23 protein-coding genes and 1 pseudogene are annotated in these 21,406 nt (G+C 40.0%); 23 read left to right on the forward strand and 1 reads right to left on the reverse strand.

The window, feature by feature from the left end; all coding sequences use genetic code 11:
• Window positions 1-24: 24 nt before the first annotated feature.
• From KX728_RS02625 to KX728_RS02660, 8 genes are all read left to right on the forward strand, one after another.
• Complete coding sequence (locus KX728_RS02625; RefSeq protein ID WP_215804892.1) at window positions 25-1,353, forward strand: extracellular solute-binding protein; 1,329 nt, start codon at window positions 25-27, stop codon at window positions 1,351-1,353.
• 221 nt (window positions 1,354-1,574) lie between these two features.
• Entirely contained in the window at window positions 1,575-2,441 is an 867-nt protein-coding gene (locus KX728_RS02630) for a carbohydrate ABC transporter permease (RefSeq protein ID WP_002874780.1), read from the forward strand.
• A 15-nt stretch (window positions 2,442-2,456) separates the two neighbouring features.
• Window positions 2,457-3,296, forward strand: coding sequence for a carbohydrate ABC transporter permease (locus KX728_RS02635; RefSeq protein WP_215804891.1), 840 nt, complete (start codon window positions 2,457-2,459; stop codon window positions 3,294-3,296).
• A gap of 445 nt (window positions 3,297-3,741) precedes the next feature.
• Window positions 3,742-4,194 (forward strand): NanQ anomerase/TabA/YiaL family protein, encoded by a 453-nt coding sequence (locus tag KX728_RS02640; RefSeq protein ID WP_000575429.1) that lies wholly within the window; start codon window positions 3,742-3,744, stop codon window positions 4,192-4,194.
• Between the two features lie 20 nt (window positions 4,195-4,214).
• Window positions 4,215-4,859 carry a YesL family protein gene (locus KX728_RS02645; RefSeq protein WP_215804890.1) on the forward strand — a complete coding sequence of 215 codons (645 nt, stop codon included), beginning with the start codon at window positions 4,215-4,217 and terminating at the stop codon, window positions 4,857-4,859.
• 170 nt (window positions 4,860-5,029) lie between these two features.
• Window positions 5,030-5,947 (forward strand): dihydrodipicolinate synthase family protein, encoded by a 918-nt coding sequence (locus KX728_RS02650; RefSeq protein ID WP_215804889.1) that lies wholly within the window; start codon window positions 5,030-5,032, stop codon window positions 5,945-5,947.
• 17 nt (window positions 5,948-5,964) lie between these two features.
• A complete protein-coding gene (locus KX728_RS02655) occupies window positions 5,965-6,849 on the forward strand; it encodes an ROK family protein (protein ID WP_215804888.1) in 885 nt (294 codons plus the stop codon).
• Window positions 6,850-7,178: 329 nt separating this feature from the next.
• Window positions 7,179-7,943: a class I SAM-dependent methyltransferase gene (locus KX728_RS02660; RefSeq protein ID WP_200371009.1), complete on the forward strand. Its 765-nt coding sequence runs from the start codon at window positions 7,179-7,181 to the stop codon at window positions 7,941-7,943.
• Between the two features lie 297 nt (window positions 7,944-8,240).
• On the opposite strand, the gene KX728_RS02665 is transcribed toward KX728_RS02660, so the two are convergent.
• Window positions 8,241-9,092 carry a MurR/RpiR family transcriptional regulator gene (locus tag KX728_RS02665; protein ID WP_049505654.1) on the reverse strand — a complete coding sequence of 284 codons (852 nt, stop codon included), beginning with the start codon at window positions 9,090-9,092 and terminating at the stop codon, window positions 8,241-8,243.
• Window positions 9,093-9,347: 255 nt separating this feature from the next.
• On the opposite strand from KX728_RS02665, the gene pbp2b reads away from it, so the two are divergent.
• From pbp2b to KX728_RS02740, 15 genes and pseudogenes are all read left to right on the forward strand, one after another.
• Complete coding sequence (pbp2b, locus tag KX728_RS02670) at window positions 9,348-11,390, forward strand: penicillin-binding protein PBP2B (RefSeq protein ID WP_215804886.1); 2,043 nt, start codon at window positions 9,348-9,350, stop codon at window positions 11,388-11,390.
• Window positions 11,391-11,400: 10 nt separating this feature from the next.
• Entirely contained in the window at window positions 11,401-11,997 is a 597-nt protein-coding gene (recR, locus tag KX728_RS02675; RefSeq protein ID WP_000966754.1) for a recombination mediator RecR, read from the forward strand.
• Between the two features lie 317 nt (window positions 11,998-12,314).
• Window positions 12,315-12,590, forward strand: a complete 276-nt coding sequence (locus KX728_RS02680; RefSeq protein WP_215804885.1) for a TIGR04197 family type VII secretion effector — start codon at window positions 12,315-12,317, stop codon at window positions 12,588-12,590.
• Entirely contained in the window at window positions 12,578-12,949 is a 372-nt protein-coding gene (locus tag KX728_RS02685) for a hypothetical protein (protein ID WP_223335690.1), read from the forward strand. Before KX728_RS02680 ends, KX728_RS02685 begins: the two co-directional genes overlap by 13 nt.
• The gene (locus KX728_RS02690) at window positions 12,940-14,541 is read left to right on the forward strand and encodes an LXG domain-containing protein (protein WP_215804884.1); all 1,602 of its coding nucleotides are present in this window, start codon (window positions 12,940-12,942) and stop codon (window positions 14,539-14,541) included. The genes KX728_RS02685 and KX728_RS02690 overlap by 10 nt, the downstream gene beginning before the upstream one ends.
• A 9-nt stretch (window positions 14,542-14,550) precedes the next feature.
• Window positions 14,551-15,177, forward strand: a complete 627-nt coding sequence (locus tag KX728_RS02695) for a hypothetical protein (RefSeq protein WP_215804883.1) — start codon at window positions 14,551-14,553, stop codon at window positions 15,175-15,177.
• Window positions 15,174-15,805 (forward strand): annotated as a pseudogene (locus KX728_RS02700) (hypothetical protein). The gene KX728_RS02695 and the pseudogene KX728_RS02700 overlap by 4 nt, the downstream one beginning before the upstream one ends.
• Entirely contained in the window at window positions 15,802-16,431 is a 630-nt protein-coding gene (locus KX728_RS02705) for a hypothetical protein (protein ID WP_215804882.1), read from the forward strand. The pseudogene KX728_RS02700 and the gene KX728_RS02705 overlap by 4 nt, the downstream one beginning before the upstream one ends.
• The gene (locus tag KX728_RS02710; RefSeq protein ID WP_215804881.1) at window positions 16,428-17,042 is read left to right on the forward strand and encodes a hypothetical protein; all 615 of its coding nucleotides are present in this window, start codon (window positions 16,428-16,430) and stop codon (window positions 17,040-17,042) included. The genes KX728_RS02705 and KX728_RS02710 overlap by 4 nt, the downstream gene beginning before the upstream one ends.
• Entirely contained in the window at window positions 17,039-17,668 is a 630-nt protein-coding gene (locus tag KX728_RS02715; RefSeq protein WP_215804880.1) for a hypothetical protein, read from the forward strand. Before KX728_RS02710 ends, KX728_RS02715 begins: the two co-directional genes overlap by 4 nt.
• Window positions 17,669-17,720: 52 nt before the next feature.
• Complete coding sequence (locus KX728_RS02720; RefSeq protein WP_215804879.1) at window positions 17,721-18,254, forward strand: thiol-disulfide isomerase; 534 nt, start codon at window positions 17,721-17,723, stop codon at window positions 18,252-18,254.
• Between the two features lie 179 nt (window positions 18,255-18,433).
• Window positions 18,434-19,060, forward strand: coding sequence for a TipC family immunity protein (locus KX728_RS02725; protein ID WP_215804878.1), 627 nt, complete (start codon window positions 18,434-18,436; stop codon window positions 19,058-19,060).
• Between the two features lie 370 nt (window positions 19,061-19,430).
• A complete protein-coding gene (locus tag KX728_RS02730; RefSeq protein ID WP_215804877.1) occupies window positions 19,431-20,063 on the forward strand; it encodes a hypothetical protein in 633 nt (210 codons plus the stop codon).
• Between the two features lie 55 nt (window positions 20,064-20,118).
• Complete coding sequence (locus KX728_RS02735) at window positions 20,119-20,256, forward strand: hypothetical protein (protein ID WP_158084816.1); 138 nt, start codon at window positions 20,119-20,121, stop codon at window positions 20,254-20,256.
• Window positions 20,257-20,360: 104 nt separating this feature from the next.
• Window positions 20,361-21,404 carry a D-alanine--D-alanine ligase gene (locus KX728_RS02740; protein WP_215804876.1) on the forward strand — a complete coding sequence of 348 codons (1,044 nt, stop codon included), beginning with the start codon at window positions 20,361-20,363 and terminating at the stop codon, window positions 21,402-21,404.
• Window positions 21,405-21,406 lie beyond the last annotated feature (2 nt).

Below are 21,406 nucleotides of genomic sequence, written 5' to 3' on the forward strand. Positions count from 1 at the left end.
CGCTTATCAATTAGGAGAATACAAATGAAATTTAGAAAACTAGCTTGTACAGTACTTGCGGGTGCTGCGATTCTTGGCCTTGCGGCTTGTGGTAACTCTGGTGGAAGTAAAGATGCTGGAAGCTCTAGTAGCGATAGCGGGAAAACAGAAATCACTTGGTGGGCATTCCCAGTCTTCACACAAGAAAAAACTGGTGACGGTGTTGGAACTTATGAAAAATCAATCATCGAAGCTTTTGAAAAAGCAAATCCAGATGTAAAAGTGAAATTGGAAACCATCGACTTCAAGTCAGGTCCTGAAAAGATCACAACAGCCATCGAAGCAGGAACAGCGCCAGACGTACTCTTTGACGCACCAGGACGTATCATCCAATATGGTAAAAATGGTAAATTGGCTGAGTTGAACGACCTCTTCACAGACGAATTCGTCAAAGATGTCAACAACGAAAACATCGTACAAGCAAGTAAGGCTGGAGACAAAGCTTACATGTATCCAATCAGTTCAGCTCCATTCTACATGGCTATGAACAAGAAAATGTTGGAAGATGCTGGAGTTGCAAACCTTGTAAAAGAAGGTTGGACAACTGATGACTTTGAAAAAGTTTTGAAAGCGCTTAAAGATAAAGGCTATACACCAGGTTCATTGTTCAGTGCTGGTCAAGGGGGAGACCAAGGAACACGTGCCTTCATCGCAAACCTTTATGGCGGTTCTGTAACAGACAAAGACGTAACCAAATATACAACAGACGATCCTAAATTCGTCAAAGGTCTTGAAAAAGCGGCTAGCTGGATTAAAGACGGTTTGTTGAACAACGGTTCACAATTTGACGGTGGAGCAGACATCCAAAACTTTGCCAACGGTCAAACTTCATACACAATCCTTTGGGCACCAGCTCAAAACGGTATCCAAGCGAAACTCTTGGAAGCAAGTAAGGTAGATGTGGTAGAAGTACCATTCCCATCAGACTCTGGTAAACCATCTCTTGAATACCTTGTAAACGGATTTGCAGTATTTAACAACAAAGACGATAAGAAAATCGCAGCTGCTAAGAAATTCGTTCAATTCATCGCAGATGACAAAGAATGGGGTCCTAAAGATGTAGTTCGTACAGGTGCCTTCCCAGTTCGTACTTCATTTGGCAAACTTTATGAAGACAAACGTATGGAAACAATCAGTGGCTGGACTAAATACTACTCACCATACTACAACACTATCGATGGATTTGCTGAAATGAGAACACTTTGGTTCCCAATGTTGCAATCTGTATCAAATGGTGACGAAAAACCAGCGGATGCTTTGAAAGCCTTCACTGAAAAAGCTAACGAAACAATCAAAAAAGCTACAAAACAATAAGCACTAAGTCAGATTGATTCCCCCCCCTTTTCCCTGTGCACTATGGTGTAAGAAAAGGGGGACTTTTGTTTGAAATGGTAGGAACTGTCACGAAATTAAAATGAAGTTCTTACATAAGCGAATCTTAAAAAATTTCATTTTGGTTTTAAAACAGTTCAAGAAAATCAAAAACTATTCTATTTGAAAGAGAGGTGCCGACTGTGAAAGTCAATAAAATTCGGATGCGGGAAACAGTGATTTCCTACGCTTTCCTAGCACCAGTGTTATTCTTCTTTGTCATCTTTGTCTTGGCTCCTATGATTATGGGATTCATTACAAGTTTCTTTAACTACTCCATGACTAAATTTGAGTTTGTAGGCTTTGACAACTACATTCGCATGTTTAAAGACCCTGTCTTTATGAAGTCTTTGATCAATACCGTTATCCTGGTTATTGGATCTGTTCCGATTGTGGTTCTCTTCTCGCTCTTTGTAGCATCTCAAACCTATCATCAAAATGCCATTGCCCGTTCTTTCTATCGTTTCGTATTCTTCCTTCCTGTAGTTACAGGTAGTGTTGCCGTAACGGTTGTATGGAAATGGATCTATGACCCCCTATCAGGGATTCTAAACTTTGTCCTTAAGTCAAGCCACATCATCAGCCAAAACATTTCTTGGCTGGGTGACAAAAACTGGGCTTTGCTAGCGATTATGATTATCCTTTTGACAACATCTGTTGGTCAACCGATTATCCTTTATATCGCTGCCATGGGGAATATTGACAACTCACTTGTTGAAGCAGCGCGTGTAGACGGTGCGACTGAGTTTCAAGTCTTCTGGAAGATCAAATGGCCTAGCCTTCTTCCAACAACTCTTTACATCGCGATTATTACGACTATCAACTCATTCCAATGTTTCGCTTTGATTCAGTTGTTGACTTCTGGTGGTCCAAACTACTCAACAAGTACCTTGATGTACTACCTTTACGAAAAAGCCTTCCAATTGACAGAATACGGCTATGCAAATACCATCGGTGTCTTCTTGGCAGTGATGATTGCCATTGTCAGCTTTGCTCAATTCAAGATCCTCGGAAACGACGTAGAATACTAAAGAAAGGAGACAGTTATGCAACCTACACAAAAGAAACCCTTAACAGCTTTCACTGTTATTTCAACGATTATCTTGCTCTTGTTGACCGTGCTGTTCATCTTTCCATTCTACTGGATCTTGACAGGGGCCTTCAAATCACAGCCTGATACCATTATGATTCCGCCACAGTGGTTCCCTAAAATGCCAACCATGGAAAACTTCCAACAACTCATGGTACAAAACCCTGCTATACAGTGGATGTGGAACTCTGTATTTATCTCACTGGTAACCATGTTCCTAGTGTGTGCAACCTCTTCTCTAGCAGGTTATGTCTTGGCTAAGAAACGTTTCTATGGTCAACGCATCCTATTTGCAGTCTTTATCGCTGCCATGGCTCTTCCAAAACAAGTTGTCCTTGTACCATTGGTACGTATCGTCAACTTCATGGGAATTCACGATACTCTTTGGGCAGTTATCTTGCCTTTGATTGGATGGCCATTTGGGGTCTTCCTTATGAAACAATTCAGTGAAAATATCCCAACAGAATTGCTTGAATCAGCTAAAATCGACGGTTGTGGTGAGATTCGTACCTTCTGGAGCGTAGCCTTCCCTATTGTGAAACCAGGATTTGCAGCCCTTGCAATCTTTACCTTCATCAATACTTGGAACGACTACTTTATGCAGTTGGTTATGTTGACTTCACGTCAAAACTTGACCATCTCACTCGGGGTTGCGACCATGCAGGCTGAAATGGCAACCAACTATGGTTTGATCATGGCAGGTGCAGCTCTTGCAGCCGTGCCAATCGTAACCGTCTTCCTTGTCTTCCAAAAATCCTTCACTCAAGGGATCACTATGGGAGCGGTCAAAGGATAATGCTCTGCGAAAATCGAGTTTAAACTACATCAGCATCACCTTGCCATACTTAAGTATTGCCTGCGGATAGCTTTCTAGTTTGTTCTTCGATTTTCATTGAGTATAAGAGAATACAGAGTTATAAGTGTCTACAAAATGGAGAGTATGCAGTTGCTTCGTGAAGTTTTGTCAGACACTTATAAACTTAAGAATGAACTCTTTTCATGATACTAGATAGAGTAGGTTCGTTTTAGGGTAACTATTTCCCGCTTTAGTGGTATCTAAGATAAGCAATTAACGCTTATCTTAGACGGAATTTTTGAGACTGACGATGAAAGAGCAAAAGGCTCAAAAATTAGGAATGAAATTCCGAAGGAATTTGCTTCCGTCCGCACTATTACAGGGAAATAGAGGAAGGATAATTCGGAACTGAAAACTAGTAACTATCAGAAACGAAGGAAACAGTATGATTTTTGACGATTTGAAAAACATAGCCTTTTACAAGGGGATCCATCCCAATCTAGATAAGGCTATCGACTATCTCTATCAGCACCGTAAGGATTCTTTCGAACTCGGTAAGTATGAGATTGACGGGGACAAGGTCTTTCTAGTTGTGCAGGAAAATGTCCTCAATCAAGCTGAAAATGATCAATTTGAGCACCATAAGAACTATGCAGACTTGCATTTGCTGGTAGAAGGACATGAATATTCGAGCTACGGTTCACGTATCAAAGACGAAGCGGTAGCATTCGACGAAGCGAGTGACATTGGTTTTGTCCATTGTCATGAAAAATACCCACTCTTGTTGGGCTATCACAATTTTGCGATTTTCTTCCCAGGAGAACCGCATCAGCCAAATGGCTATGCAGGTATGGAAGAGAAGGTTCGCAAATATCTCTTTAAAATTTTGATTGATTAAAAGAATCAGGAGGAGCAAACATGGCACAAAAAGGAGTAAGCCTTATCAAGGCAGCATTTGATACAGATAATTTTCTCATGCGTTTCAGTGAGAAGGTCTTGGATATCGTGACAGTCAATCTTCTTTTTGTCGTCTCTTGTTTGCCCATCGTGACGATTGGAGTGGCGAAAATCAGCCTCTATGAGACCATGTTTGAGATTAAGAGAAGCAGACGGGTACCAGTCTTTAGAACTTATCTAAGAGCTTTCAAGCAAAATCTGAAACTGGGTTTCCAGTTAGGTTTGTTAGAGTTGGGCGTTGTGTCATTAAGCCTTCTAGACCTCTATCTCTTCTGGGGACAGACAGCTTTGCCTTTTCAACTTGTGAAAGCTATTTGTTTGGGGATTCTCATTTTCCTCACTCTGGTGATGCTGGCTAGTTATCCTATCGCTGCCCGCTATGATTTGTCTTGGAAAGAAGTGCTGCAAAAAGGGCTTATCTTGGCAAGTTTTAACTTTCCATGGTTCTTCCTCATGTTAGCCATTCTCTTTCTCATAGTGATGGTTCTTTATCTATCCGCCTTCACTCTCCTTTTGGGTGGGTCAGCCTTTATCCTCTTTGGTTTTGGTTTGTTGGTCTTTCTCCAAGCAGTATTGATGGAGAAAATTTTCGCCAAATACCAGTAGGATGACTTGTTTCTGAAACTACTTTCAATCGTTACAGTTTCTAAAATACAAGTAGAAACTAAAATCTAAGTGTATACAAGATATTGAAAGCGATTTTCACAAGGTGTATACTAAACTTGTAAAAATAGAACTGCTCTCAGCAGAAAAAAAGAAATCTTAGGAGAAAATCTATGTCAGATTTGAAAAAATACGAAGGTGTCATTCCAGCCTTCTACGCATGTTATGATGATCAAGGAGAAGTCAGTCCAGAGCGTACGCGCGACTTGGTCCAATACTTCATTGATAAAGGAGTTCAAGGTCTCTATGTCAATGGTTCTTCTGGTGAATGTATCTACCAAAGTGTAGCAGACCGCAAGTTGATTTTGGAAGAAGTCATGGCAGTTGCCAAGGGCAAATTGACAATCATCGCCCATGTTGCCTGCAACAATACCAAAGACAGTATGGAACTTGCTCGCCACGCAGAAAGTTTGGGTGTAGATGCCATTGCAACGATTCCACCAATTTACTTCCGCTTGCCTGAGTACTCAGTTGCCAAATACTGGAATGACATTAGTGCTGCAGCACCAAACACAGACTACGTGATTTATAACATTCCTCAATTGGCAGGAGTTGCTTTGACTCCAAGTCTCTATACTGAAATGTTGAAGAATCCTCGTGTTATCGGTGTTAAGAACTCTTCTATGCCAGTTCAAGATATCCAAACCTTTGTCAGCCTTGGTGGAGAAGACCATATCGTATTCAATGGTCCAGATGAACAGTTCCTAGGTGGACGACTCATGGGTGCCAAAGCTGGTATTGGTGGTACTTACGGTGCGATGCCAGAACTCTTCTTGAAACTCAATGAGTTGATTGCAGAGAAAGATTTGGAAACAGCGCGTGAATTGCAATACGCTATCAATGCAATCATTGGAAAACTCACTTCTGCACATGGAAATATGTACGGTGTGATTAAGGAAGTCTTGAAGATCAATGAAGGCTTGAACATTGGTTCAGTTCGTTCGCCATTGACGCCAGTAACCGAAGAAGATCGCCCAGTTGTAGAAGCAGCAGCACAATTGATTCGTGAAACCAAGGAGCGCTTCCTCTAATCCATAAGGAGGTATTTATGACACACTACGTTGCAATTGATATCGGTGGAACCAATATCAAATATGGTTTGATTGACCAAGAAGGCCAACTTGTTGAATCGCATGAAATGCCAACTGAGGCGCATAAGGGTGGACCTCATATCTTACAAAAGACAAAAGATATCGTAGCCAGCTATTTAGAAAAAGGCCCAGTAGCAGGTGTTGCCATTTCTTCTGCAGGAATGGTGGATCCTGATAAGGGTGAGATTTTCTATGCTGGTCCTCAGATTCCCAACTATGCAGGAACCCAGTTCAAGAAGGAAATCGAGACGAGTTTTGCGATTCCTTGTGAAATTGAAAATGATGTCAACTGTGCAGGTCTGGCTGAGGCAGTATCTGGTTCAGGCAAGGGAGCGAGTGTCACTCTTTGCTTGACCATTGGAACTGGTATCGGTGGTTGCTTGATTATGGATGGGAAAGTCTTCCATGGATTTAGCAATTCGGCCTGCGAAGTCGGTTACATGCACATGCAGGATGGAGCTTTCCAAGACCTCGCCTCTACGACAGCCTTGGTGGAGTATGTAGCAGCAGCTCATGGAGATCCGGTTGATCAGTGGAATGGCCGACGCATTTTCAAGGAAGCTACCGAAGGAAACAAGATCTGTATGTCTGGGATTGACCGCATGGTAGACTATCTAGGAAAAGGTCTGGCAAATATTTGCTATGTTGCCAATCCAGAAGTGGTCATTCTTGGTGGCGGTATCATGGGGCAAGAGGCTATCCTCAAACCAAAGATTCGCACAGCCTTGAAGGCGGCCTTGGTGCCAAGCCTAGCTGAAAAAACACGATTAGAATTTGCCCATCACCAAAACACAGCAGGTATGTTGGGAGCCTATTACCATTTCAAAACAAAACAATCCTAGTTTGGAACTATAGAATTAAGCAGAACACTTAATCACTACTCGAGTGAAAACTGTTTTGCTTAATTCTTTTTTTATTGAAAAATTTGAGCCAAAGGAGGTAATCGTGAGAAACTAGGAGAAAATAACCGACTTGCATGAGAAGTTAAGGAGAGAGCAATTCTATCATCCATTTAATTGATATTTAGCTTGAGTAAATGAGAAAATGTGGAAAAGTGATATAATGAGATGGACGAAAAATTGACAAATTAGAATTTCTAGAGGTGAGAAAATGTAATGGCAACTGATTCACCTGAAATCGAAATCATATAAAATTACGAGGAGATTGTAAGATGAACAATTATATAAAATTAAATGAAGATCGATGGAATAATGTAAAAAATGACTATACTGAGCCATTGACACAGGAAGAATTAGAAGAAGTTAGAAAGCATCCAATTTCTGTTGCCTTAACTGTTGGGAAAAAAGTTCCGAAAGAATGGTTTGAAAAAGCCAAGGGAAAAAAGATATTAGGGTTAGCTTGTGGTGGTGGACAGCAGGGTCCCGTTTTTGCTCTAAAAGGTTATGATGTCACCATTATGGATTTTTCTAAATCACAATTAGAAAGAGATGAAATGGTTGCAAAACGAGAAGGCTTAAAAATCAATACCGTTCAAGGCGATATGACAAAACCATTCCCATTTGAAGATGAAACGTTTGATATTGTTTTTAATCCAGTTTCAAATGTATACATAGAAGATTTAGAAAACATGTATAAAGAAGCCTCTCGAGTATTGAAAAAGGGCGGTTTGTTAATGGTCGGATTCATGAATCCTTGGATCTACATGTATGATGCTGACACTGTATGGGACAAACCCGATGAGGAATTACTGTTAAAGTTTTCACTACCTTTTAATTCAAGAGAGCTTGAAGAGGAAGACAAAATTACCATCAATCCAGAATATGGATATGAATTTAGCCATACTTTAGAAAGTCAGATTAGAGGACAACTAAAAAACGGTCTCGCTATGATCGATTTTTATGAATCGTGTGACAAAAGACATCGATTGTCACGTTATGGAAATGACTACATCGCTACACTCTGCATTAAACTATGATACTATAGAACGTACTTCTGGAGAATAGCTCGTTTTATTTTCTGTAAGGGTTAAAATCTAAATCTCAGTTTGTCGAAGCAAAACTATTAAATAAAATTAAAGAGAGGAAGTAAAAGCAGCACATAGTCGCTACTTCCTTTTTTTGATGTCAAACATTCAAAAATGGAAAGGAGAATTTAAGGAAGAACTGAAAAGCCCAGATAAAAAAGGCATTAGCACAAAGAGAAAGATTGGAAAGACTACCTATGTGCCTATTATCATTTTAAAACAAAACAATCCTAGTTTGGTTCAACCAAACTAGGATTTTCTAACGCGTTTTTGTCTACGATAGCCATTGAGCTTTTTATTTTCCCAATAGCTATTAAAGATTTTTTCCTTGCTCTCGCGATTGATTTCCAAAAAGTAGGCATATATCAAATCTATTAAAATGAGCATAGGGAGTTGAGCGGAAATACGCTGGATGTAAGAAGATTGACTATGGCTTGCCACAAGGACCGTTTCGGTGTAGGCCTGACTGTTTTTGTTTGGAGCGCTGGTAAAGAGGATGGTCTTGGCCCCCATTTCCTTGGCATCCAACAAACTATCGAGGACGGATTGGGTGGTGCCAGACAGGGAAAAACCTAGCACCAAACAATTTTCATCCATGATACTGGTCGTCCAAGCAAAGCCATCCTGATCGGTCAAAGCTTCACAGACAACACCTAATCGCATAAAGCGCAGTTTCATCTCACGGGCAATCAGACCAGAACTTCCTGTCCCAAAGAAGTAAACTCGTTCAGCGTCATCGATTAATTGGGCGACGCGTTCCAGTTGTTCTTCGTCGATCAAATCCTGTGTTTGTTCTCGCATGATACTGTAGCTTCGCAAAACACGTTTGGTCAAAGGACTGTGTTTGTGCGAATGAGTGTCCGGTTTACTAGCCTGGTGCTGATATTGAAAGACGAATTCTCGGTAGCCTGTAAAACCACACTTTTTGGCAAAGCGGGTCAAGGCTGCTTGGGAGATATGTAATTTCTGGGTAACTTGCTGAGAAGAGAGATCATCTTGGATTGTTTCAGCTTGCAAAAAATAGCGAGCGATTTCTTGCTCGAGCTCGGTTAATTCTTCAAAATGGAGGTCGATTATGGTTGCGATATCTGGCTTGTTCATGAGGCTCCTTTTTATGAGTCAAAGTCTTAAAGGTTAACGCTTTCCTAACTATTACTATCATTATATCATAGAAAATAGGATAACCAAATAAAAAGGCATTTTCAGTTAAAAGTCAAAAAATGCTTCGACTTTTCCAAGAGTTTCTCCGTAAAATATGGTACAATGAAATGTACTGAGCTGCACCTGTTTGCTCTATTATTTTAGGGAAAATAAAGGTGGAAATCGGGAATTTTTCTAGAAAAGAGTCTTAGTTGTATGAGAAAATTTAATAGCCATTCGATTCCGATTCGGCTTAATTTATTATTTGCGATTGTTATCCTGCTCTTTATGGCCATTATTGGTCGTTTGTTATACATGCAGGTGCTAAATAAAGATTTTTATGAAACAAAATTGGCTTCAGCCAGCCAAACAAGGGTAACAACCAGTTCAGCTCGTGGACAGATCTATGATGCGGCAGGGAAACCCTTGGTAGAAAATACTGTCAAGCAAGTTGTTTCTTTCACACGAAACAATAAAATGACAGCAGCTGAATTGAAGGAGACAGCCAAGAAACTCCTCACATATGTAAATGTAACCTCCCCTGATCTGACTGATCGACAAATTGCAGACTATTACTTGGCGGACCAGGATATTTACAAAAAAACAGTCGAATCCTTGCCAAGCGATAAACGCCTGGATTCAGATGGGAACCGCTTATCGGAAGCGACACTTTACAATAATGCGGTTGAAAGCATTGACGTGAGTCAACTTAATTATACAGATGACCAGAAAAAGGAAATCTATCTCTTTAGTCAGCTCAATGCCGTTGAAAATTTTGCGACAGGAACCATTTCTACGGATGCCTTAGATGATACCCAAGTTGCTCTCGTTGCATCAGCGTCCAAGGAATTACCAGGTATCAGTATTTCAACCTCATGGGATCGTAAAGTACTGGATACATCTTTATCGACAATCGTCGGTAGCGTTTCAAATGAAAAGTCAGGACTTCCAGCAGAGGAAGTTGATGCCTATCTCAAAAAAGGCTATTCTCTCAATGACCGAGTGGGAACTTCCTATCTTGAAAAGCAATATGAAGATGTTCTTCAAGGGAAACGCTCCGTCAAAGAAATCCACCTCGACAAACACGGAAATATGGAAAGTGTGGAAAATGTCGAAGAAGGAAGCAAAGGAAACAACATCAAGTTAACGGTTGACCTAGCTTTCCAGAATGGTGTGGACGACCTACTCAAGAGCTACTTCAACTCAGAGTTGGGTAACGGTGGAGCAAAGTACTCTGAAGGAGTCTACGCTGTAGCTCTCAATCCTAAAACCGGTGCAGTTCTGGCCATGTCTGGTGTCAAGCATGATGTCGAATCCGGTAAATTAAGTTCAGATTCGCTTGGAACGATAACCAATGTCTTTGTGCCAGGATCTGTTGTTAAGGCGGCGACCATCAGCTCTGGTTGGGAAAATGGAGTCTTGTCAGGTAATCAAACCTTGACAGACCAGCCGATTGTTTTCCAAGGTTCGGCCCCTATCAATTCATGGTATACCTTGTCCTATGGCTCTTTCCCTATCACAGCAGTTGAGGCTTTGGAATACTCTTCTAATACCTACATGGTTCAAACTGCGCTAGGAATCATGGGACAAACCTACACACCAAATATGACAGTCGCAACGGGACAGTTAGAGACTGCAATGGGCAAATTGCGATCAACCTTCGGGGAATATGGACTCGGAGCTTCAACAGGAATTGACCTCCCAGATGAATCCACAGGATTCACGCCAAAAGAATTTGATTTGGGGAACTATATCAATAATTCCTTTGGTCAGTTTGACAACTACACACCGATGCAGTTAGCCCAGTATGTCGCAACCATTGCAAACAATGGTGTGCGTTTGGCTCCTCACATCGTTGAAGGGGTTTATGGAAACAATGACCAAGGTGGCTTAGGCAGTCTGGTTCAAGAAACAGCCACTAAGGAACTAAACAAGGTCAATGTCTCAGAATCAGATATGGCTATCTTGCAGCAAGGTTTCTATCAAGTTTCGCATGGAACGAGTGCTCTAACAACTGGTCGTGCCTTTTCAAATGGCGCCGCCGTTTCCATCAGCGGGAAAACAGGTACTGCCGAAAGTTACGTTAATGGCGGTCAAAAAGCCAATAATACCAACGCAGTCGCCTATGCACCGACCGAAAATCCCCAAATCGCGGTCGCAGTCGTCTTTCCTCATAACACCAACCTTACAAACGGTGTCGGACCTTCTATTGCGCGCGACATTATCAATCTTTATCACCAACACCATCCAATGAATTAGAAAGGAACTTATGCTGTATCCAACACCTATTGCCAAGCTGATTGATAGCTATTCAAAGTTACCAGGTATCGGGATCAAAACGGCTACCCGCCTAGCCTTCTATACCATTGGAATGTCTGATGACGATGTCAATGAATTTGCCAAAAATCTCCTGTCTGCTAAACGGGAATTAACCTATTGTTCCATCTGTGGTCGCCTGACGGATGATGATCCTTGCTCGATCTGTACGGACCCGACTCGAGACCAGACAACGATCTTGGTGTTAGAGGATAGTCGCGATGTGGCTGCTATGGAAAATATCCAAGAATACCACGGACTCTATCATGTCTTGCACGGCCTCATTTCTCCGATGAATGGCATCAGCCCAGACGATATCAACCTCAAGAGTCTCATGACCCGTCTTATGGATAGTGAGGTTTCAGAGGTGATTGTGGCAACCAATGCGACAGCAGATGGAGAAGCGACATCTATGTATCTCTCTCGTCTCCTCAAGCCAGCTGGTATCAAGGTCACTCGCCTAGCACGAGGACTAGCCGTGGGAGCAGATATCGAGTATGCGGACGAAGTCACACTCTTACGAGCCATTGAAAATCGGACAGAGTTGTAGGAGTCAGTAAAAACGTAGCTCATTTTGACGTATAAGACAAGCCCTAGGAATTTTTCTTAGGGCTTTGTTTTTTTCTGTTTCTCACGAAGGGAGGACAATTCTTGCTAATAAGAATGCTTCCCAGTAAACACAAAATATAAGGCATCAGAAAACGGACCTCCAAAATCACTTGTGCCGTTTCTGTCAAACTCATTCACCGAATGATAGAGTCTATTCTCAGGTGATGGACGCATTAGTCCCTTATGATTTGTTTTGAAATCGTACTATTTTTGTGTTATGATATGGTCAATATATAATAAATAAGGGGAGTTTGAAGTATGGGTGGAAAGATAAAATCCAGCACGATAGCAGCAGAGGCAGCTATTAATGAATTAGTCGGGTATGATACGAGCAACAAGCAAAATCAGCAAGTAGAATTTTCATACACTTCTGAAATTGCTGGGATGGAAGCTGGACGTCAGGCCTGCAATCAAATGCTTCAGGCGGTCAGTGATTTCAGCTCGGCTATTTTGACCCAAGCAAATAAGTTTCCAGAAATTGCTCATAAGATTGAAAAACGTGATATAGAGCTGGCTAAGAGATGGGAACATTAAAAATGGCAGATAAGAACGAAGAAAAACGCTACAAACTTTGGCGAGAAATTGTCAAGATTGACGATAAGGAAGAAAGTCTTCAGACTCTAAAAAGACAATATGAACAGCAGGTAATTCACTTTCACTCAGAAATCCAGAGCATACACCATCGTATGGCGACTCTATTGGCTCTCTCACCCAGTTCTCGTCAGGTGATAGAGCAAATCGAAAGTGATAATAGAACCATTCAGCGACAGGTCAACTCTTATGTAGAAGAGGAACTGGATGAGTTGGAAAAACAAACGAAGAAGGCTCGTCGAACTTTCGATGAAGCCAGAGAAGAACTGATAGCGGAAAGGAATCGGCTACCATGGGAGTAAAATACAGCGTACAAGAATCCCAAGAATTGATTCAGACTATGACTAACAATCTCCAGGTCGCAAATGAAGTCACGGACCGCTTATCTAGTGGCTGTGATCACCTGATTTCCTCTTTAGACTCAGGTGAGCTGACAGGAGCGGCCTACACAGCTGGGAAGGGTCTCTTTACAGAGATTATCATCCCCTGCATCAAGAAGTTACAAGCAGCGATAGATGATATCCAACTAGAGTTGACCTCCTACAAAAATGCGGATGCTCAGGTCTCTGGATATGGTGATTTGGACCTAGACCAGCTCAAGGAACTGAAAAAGCTGAGAGAAGAGCAGTTGGCTATCGTAGAAGCTCAGATTCAAGCGAGGGAGAACTGGCTAAATCAAATCAAAGATCTCTTTACACTTAATTGGGGGAAAGTTTTTTCTGAGAAGACCATTCTCTACAATACCAAATCTCAAATCGAGTCAGGTATTCAGGATTTGGATGATAAGATTGAAAAACTAGAATTCTTTGTCTCACAGGTTTCCCAGTATTTCAACGATAGCCTAGAAGTCCTTGGTTTAGCTATCAAAGGAGCCACGCAACTAAGTAAAATCATTGTCGATAGCGAAGGAAACTACTATGCGGACGGTGTGGACATGAGCTGGGTACAGAAGATGAAGGATGTGAAGATTGTTTCGTATGCCAAAAGAGATTATCAAGACTCAGAAACTCGTGTCATCAATAAAGCTTCTAGGGATATGATGCTATCGGACGATGGTGATGCCTACTATCGTGCCGAATTAAAGAAGCGCTTAAAAGGTCACGACAAGTCTGAATGGGATAAAATAATTGACGACTACAATCACACTCTTAAGATTGACGAAACAGGGAATATCATTGAAATTTACCCATTTCAGCAAGGCTATGTTGTTTCAAAAAATGGGAAATACGATGCTGACTATACTCATTTGGTTAACAAAAAATTTGATGAACTAAAAGCACAAAACTTTGAAGCAAATTCAGCCGAATTTTGGAGTGGAGTAGCTCAAATATTCTCTGGATTGGGAGTTTACTTTGCGAGTGGCGCCCTTGAAGCCTTGAGTATCATGGCTGGTCCGCCAACAGCAGGGACAAGTATCGTAGCTGGTACGGCAGCATCTGTATCAGGGGTACAATATGGAAATGTACTGATAGCTAGTGGAGCAGTAACTAGCTTATCAGCTATCACAAAGACGGTTTTACTAAATGGCGAAATTCAGGTTAATTATTCTAGCAACTACGATAGCTGGAAGGCCAATAAACCTACGAGTAAGACCATTTCTGGCAGGGGTGGTAAACAAATTGAAGCCCGAGTAGGAAATCGAAAAGAGAACATTCGTGTAGATTGGGAGCCAAATAGTGGACCTAATGGTGATGGATTATTTCAGGTTCAATCTGGAAGTGGGAAGTCGGGCTATTCGCTTAACGAAGCTATAGATGTTAATAGTATTTCAAGCAAAACAGATATATTGGATTGGGTGAATAAAACTAAAAAGATAAAGAATCTAGATAAAAGTGTGAAGAGTGAAATCGTAGAAAGAATCTGGAAAGGATACCGAAACTATTACGGAAATTAGGTGAAGTGTATGAGACTATATATCAAAGGAGACTATACTAGAAAAGTGCCATTTGGGTACAGAGAACTCGCATGGAAGATGTGGTTTAAAGAAAGAAATGGTCAAAAAATAAGTTTCTCAAATGTCGGGGATGATGAAATGTTGCAAAATGACTTCTATTTATCTTTGCGGTTAGATAAGTGGGGAGCAAGTGGCTCTCGTTGGAAAGATGCCAAGGTTAAAGGAGGCAGTGCAATAAATTCCCAAAAATATGAAAATATTGATTTGGATTATGAGGGAAGTTATGAAAGCGACGGTAGAGAAAAGGGAAAATACCTAAGAATCGCTTCTAATTATTTGGATGTTTTAACAGTTGATAAACGTGCTATGTATATTATGGCGCTTGAAATTGCGATTGCTATTGATGGACAAATCAGTGAAGATGATAAGAAAACATGGCTAACAATCGAGGAATTCAAGGAAAAGCACCAAGATATCTTATCTCTAACTTTTGATGAAGCAAATGAGATGAGTTTGGAAGAAATTCAGACGATTGACGCTATTGACGAACCCATCTGGGAAGAATTGGATAAGAAGCGTGAAGAATACATAGCTATCCATGGCGAACGTGTTTATGACGATGAGGAAGACGAGTGAGACTATATCTTAAAAGTGATTACGCCAAAGAAATTCCGTTTGATTATTTAGAACTAGCGAAGAGAATGTGGTTTGAAAGTTATCAAGGAGAAGGCATCCCACTCTCCTATTCTGGTTTTCTTCAAATCAGAGATAGGAATGATATAGCAATTCATCTAAAACTAGATAAACAGGATTATGATGAACGTTGGTTGCATGTTCCAATACAAGAAGGGATAAAATATCGCTTTTTTCACAAATTGATGAAGAACTAAATTTAGATTATGAAGATGCTTATGTAACAGATTTTCGAGAAAATGGAGACTGTTTGCGTCTTGCTTCTACTCATCTTGAACTGCTCACTCTTGATAAAAGAGCTTTCTATATCATGGCAATTGAGATTGCTACAATCTTTAACGGACAAATTAGCGAAGATGACAAAAAAACATGGTTAACAATCGAGGAATTCAAGGAAAAACATAAAGATATCTTATCTCTAACCTTTGAGGAAGCAAATGAGCTGAGTTTGGAAGAAATTCAAACGATTGATGCTATTGATGAACCCATCTGGGAAGAATTGGATAAGAAGCGTGAGGAGTACATCCAAATCCATGGTGAAAGTGTTTATGACGATGAGGAAGATGAGTGAGACTATATATCAAAAGTGATTTTAAGCAAAAAATAACATTTACTACTAGAGAACTAGTTTGGAAGATGTGGTTTAAGGAACGGAATGGCAAGAAAATAAGTTTCTCCAATGTTGGTGATGATGCTATGTTACAGGATGATTTTTACTTTGGTGTTCGGTTACACAAATGGTCTTCAGTTGACGAAAGATGGGATAAGGCTCCTTTTATAATTCCTAGTAATCCTTGGTTGTCTTTGGAATATGAGAATATAACACTTGAATTTGAAAATGATTTTATTACTGATGGGAGAAAGCGTGGAGAATACCTTAGAATTGCGACTACTCATACAGACATTTTAACGGTTGATAAACGTGATATGTATATTATGGCAGTCGAGGTGGCTTCTGCTATTGATGGGCAGATCAGCGAGGATGACAAGCTGACTTGGATAGATGTGGAGACTTTTAAGGAGTTGCACAAGGATGTCTTATCACTAACCTACGATCAAGCAACTGATATCAGTGTGGAGGAACTGAAAAGTATGAAACCTTTAGAAGATCCTCTATGGGAAGAGGAAGAACGTCTTCGTGAAGAATACATCAAAATCCATGGTGAACGAGTTTACGACGATGAGGAAGATGAGTGAAACTATATCTTAAAGGCAACTACGAGACTAGTATTTACCAAGACTGTATGGAATATCCTTGGAAAATGTGGTTCAAAGAATGCAAAGGTGTGGAAGTTGGTTTTTCTTACGCACGTGATGATGATTTTTATTTTAGCGTTAGTCTGGATAAATTTTCTTCGAATGATGAGCGTTGGGGGGTGACTGATTTTAAAATAGGAGATAATCCGTGGAATTCATTTAAATACGAGTATCTAATATTGGATTTTGAAAATTCCTATGAAAGCGATGGGCGTGAGAAAGGTGATTATTTGCGAATTATTTCTACTCATCTAGATATTTTAACGGTTGACAAGCGTGCGATGTATATTATGGCGATTGAGGTAGCATCTGCCATTGGCGGCCAAATCAGCGAAGATGACAAAGAGACATGGTTAGATGTAGAGACTTTTAAGGAGCTACATAAGGATGTTCTTTCACTGACTTATGATGAAGCGGTTGAAATTAGTTTGGAAGAATTAAAGACAATGGTGCCAGTAAGAGAACCTTTATGGGATGAAGAAGAGCGTCTTCGTGAAGAATACATCAGAATCCATGGCGAACGTGTTTACGACGATGAGGAAGACGAGTGAAACTATATCTTAAAGGTGATTACACCAAAGAAATTCCGTTTGATTATTTAGAACTAGCGAAGAGGATGTGGTTTGATGCTAAAGATGGGAAGACAGTAGATATTTCTTATTTTGGGAATACTCGCCCATTTAAAACAGACCCAACTATTCACTTGAAATTGAATAAGTGGATGCATGATAATAGATGGAATAATGTTCAGTTGAAAGAAGGGATTACCAACAAATTTGGGAGTCATGTATATGAAAATCTTGAATTAGATTTTGAAGACAATCCATCAACAGACTATCGAGAAAAAGGAGACTGTCTACGTTTAGCTTCTACCCACCTTGACCTGCTCACCGTTGATAAACGTGCCTTCTATATCATGGCCATTGAAATTGCGACTGCTATTGATGGTCAGATTAGCGAAGATGATAAAGAGAGCTGGTTAAGTGTGGAGGAATTTAAAAATCGACATGAGGATATCCTTTCGATGAGTTATGAAGAAGCTAATGAGCTGAGTTTGGAAGAAATTCCCTTTTTGGACGATGTGAGAGACCCAGTTTGGGAAGAAGATGACCGTAGAAATGAAGAATACATCAAAATCCATGGCGAGCCAGTTTATGATGACGAGGAAGACGAGTGAGTATTTATAATCCCACCTATTTGAAAGAGAGTATTGAATAGAGGAAAGACGAATGTCAGATAAAGTAAAACAGTTTAAATGGTTGATTGTATTGTCCTTGTTCCTATTATCGATTCCTTTATATTTTACTTACAAGCATTTCCGACAATCTAGTGCTTTAAAAGAATCCTTTGAGAAAAATGAAAGAATTGAAGTTCTGCATCGTTTGACGGCATCAGAAAAATATGCGTCTGACAACCGCAAGGCAGGCTATACTATTCCTTCTGACGGAGCTATTCGATTAGATGGAGTTATTTATCCATTAGAAATAGAAGGAGATTTACATTTGAAAATTAGCCCTCCCAAAAAGGATGCTAAGGATTTTCAGTTGTTTTTCATCACACAGGTTAATGAAAAACAAACGCATGTAGCTTTTATTTTAGATAAAAATCTGAATTTAATTGATTCTAGTTATTCTCAGCAAAATGGTAACGGGAAAAGAGAGATTGTTTCTATCTCACAAGCCGAAGAAGATTACTTGTTGAGAAGTGTTCAAAGCGAGCTTGAGTCTTTCATGAAAAAGATGTATCAGACTTTGTATGGATAGTTTACCAGAGAAAGTAACTTCTTGCTCACCGCAATGCTGTATGAACAACGGGGTATGTTGAGGGACTTTACTAGAAAAAGATACCGTAGATGAGCTACAAAAAAATTACCCAAGTACTTATAATTTCATTCGAAATATTGAAGCAGGTAATCAAGAGTTGACAGAGATGAGGTGATTAGATGAAGAAGAGAAAATTTGTAATTTTTTCGTTGTTAATGGTTCTATTATTATCTTTCTCTGGTTTTCAGTACTATAAATATCAGAGAGTTCACAATATTTTTGATGAAATATACTACGAAGAAAGTGATTATCACAATTATACATTTCTCTGGAAAGGACGAGCTTTTTATAAGTTAAAAGGGTTAAAAATTATCGATAATGGATCTCAAGATTTATATAAACATTCTATTGATTATAAAAGTGTAAATTTACCAAACACTATTCATTCTCTAGGTTATTATTTTTATTTTGGATTTCAGGAGATGACGAAAGTTGGGATAGAAATGCGTTTGAGACTGCCAGATACAGAGACAACCATAAATGTAGATTACCAGTACGAGGTAAACAATCAGCAATTAGAACGGTTTATGTGGTACTATGATGATGAGAGTACAGGATATTTTCAGCAGTCTCAAGTAGAAGCCTTTCTAGCGGATCATGGAAAGACTGTCGATGAGATTCGCAAAGAAGCAGATGAAATACTCCGTCACAAAGTCCTTAAAGACTGGACTTCCATATATGCTAGTCGTTTTAGCCCAGATAATTGGGGAGAAGTGACAGTTAAGGATATATGGAGAACAGAATAACAAACGGAACGACGAGGTAATAGTTTTATAAAGGCAGCTTACCATGACAGAGTTCTTAAGAACATTTTATTGTATTCGATAGCTTTGGTCTGCTTTCTTTTGGTGTGACGGAAGAAACTTCCTATACTATCACCATCACTAATATAGACGACAAACCGGTGCACTTTGAAGCTCAAGTGGTGGATAGGTAGATTTAAGAACCGTAAACTAGGCCTCAGTAGTTGCAATTGTTTAGTAAAGGAGACTTGTTTCTTTGAAAGTAACAATCAGCTTGTTTCATTCGAATATGCAAGAGAGGCTCTAGTGGCGAATACTAGTCAAAATTTCAAAAAAGATTTAGATAAACCCAATCCCGCAGTTGGAGAGTAATATGTTAAAAAGAATAAGAAACTATTATAAAAACAAACCAACTCAAGCTATCTTAATGCTCGTAGTTCTTATTTGGTCAGTATATGAGATTAGTGCGACCAGTTTGGCAAGTAATTCTGCATTGACTAAGGAATTCATGCATAGTCGGTATGTTATGGTTTGGCCAATGGTAGATAAGAAAATGAAATTATACCACTATGCGGAAGAATGGACTAATGACGTTTTAGTTGGAATTATGCATTTAGACTATGGAAATATTAGAATAACTAGTTTTCCTAAAAAATGGGAGAGTGAAGCTGAAGTATACTATACGCTGTCTCAGGATGAATATGCTGATAGAGTATATTTTTTCTTAGACGAGCCAATTTCCAAAGCCTATATCAGCAGTTTAGAACAAAATTATTATTTGATTTCAAAGAATGCAGTTGCTATTGAAGAGGAAACAGGTAAAACAGTTGAACAGTTAGTTCAAGAAGTGGGGAATGCAAGGAAAAACTTCTTATCAGCTCTTGGAAAGATGAAAATCCTTCGTTTGGTCTATTTGATTCTTCGTATGATAGTATTGTTGCAGTGTATCAGGTGGTCGGGTCAGCGTAGAAAAAGGAAAGAGAACGAAATTTTGCAGAATACATAGAGCTCCAAAAAGGTACGATGATAAAGAGCTTCCAAACAATCAAAAAGATATTCATTTGGTAAAGAATGGGATTGTTGTCAGCTACCAAGGGGAGAAAGTTTTTTATGTAACCAATAACAAGTCCTACACGATCACCATCACCAATGTAGACGACAAGCCAGCTTACTTTGAAGCTCAAGTGGTGGATCGGTAAAATTTCAGCTCTCAAATGAGGGCTTTTTTAGATTCAAGTTTCAAAAAAGAAGCAAATATGATATACTAAAGAACGAGTATTCTATTAGAATTAGGACAAGCAATATGAAACAAACAATTATTCTTTTATACGGTGGGCGTAGTGCAGAGCGTGAAGTCTCTGTCCTTTCAGCTGAAAGTGTTATGCGTGCGGTCAACTACGACCGTTTCACAGTCAAGACTTTCTTCATCAGCCAGTCAGGTGACTTTATTAAAACACAGGAATTTAGCCAGACCCCAGGTCAAGAAGACCGTCTCATGACCAATGAAACTATTGATTGGGATAAGAAAATAGCGCCAAGTTCCATTTACGAAGAAGGCGCAGTGGTCTTTCCGGTTCTTCATGGTCCGATGGGAGAAGATGGCTCTGTTCAAGGATTCTTGGAAGTTTTGAAAATGCCTTACGTTGGTTGTAACATCTTGTCATCCAGCCTTGCCATGGATAAAATTACGACTAAGCGTGTCTTGGAGTCTGCCGGGATTGCCCAAGTACCTTATGTGGCCATCGTCGAAGGTGATGATGTGACTGCTAAAATCGCTGAAGTTGAAGAAAAATTGACTTATCCAGTCTTCACGAAACCGTCAAACATGGGTTCAAGTGTCGGTATTTCTAAGTCTGAAAATCAAGAGGAGCTCCGTCAAGCTTTGGAACTTGCCTTCCAATATGACAGCCGTGTCTTGGTAGAGCAAGGGGTGAATGCCCGTGAAATCGAGGTTGGTCTTTTGGGCAATTACGATGTGAAGAGCACTTTGCCAGGTGAAGTGGTCAAGGATGTTGCCTTTTATGACTATGATGCTAAATACATCGATAACAAGATTACCATGGACATCCCAGCCAAGATTAGCGATGATGTAGTAGCTGTCATGCGTCAAAATGCAGAAACAGCCTTCCGTGCGATTGGTGGACTTGGTCTATCTCGTTGTGATTTCTTCTATACAGATAAGGGCGAAATTTTCCTAAATGAGCTTAATACCATGCCAGGTTTTACCCAGTGGTCTATGTATCCACTACTTTGGGATAATATGGGAATCAGCTACCCAGAACTAATCGAGCATTTGGTTGACCTTGCTAAGCAAAGTTTTGACAAGCGCGAAGCGCATTTGCTATAAAA

The organism is Streptococcus oralis, assembly GCF_019334565.1.
GTDB lineage: Bacteria > Bacillota > Bacilli > Lactobacillales > Streptococcaceae > Streptococcus > Streptococcus oralis_CR.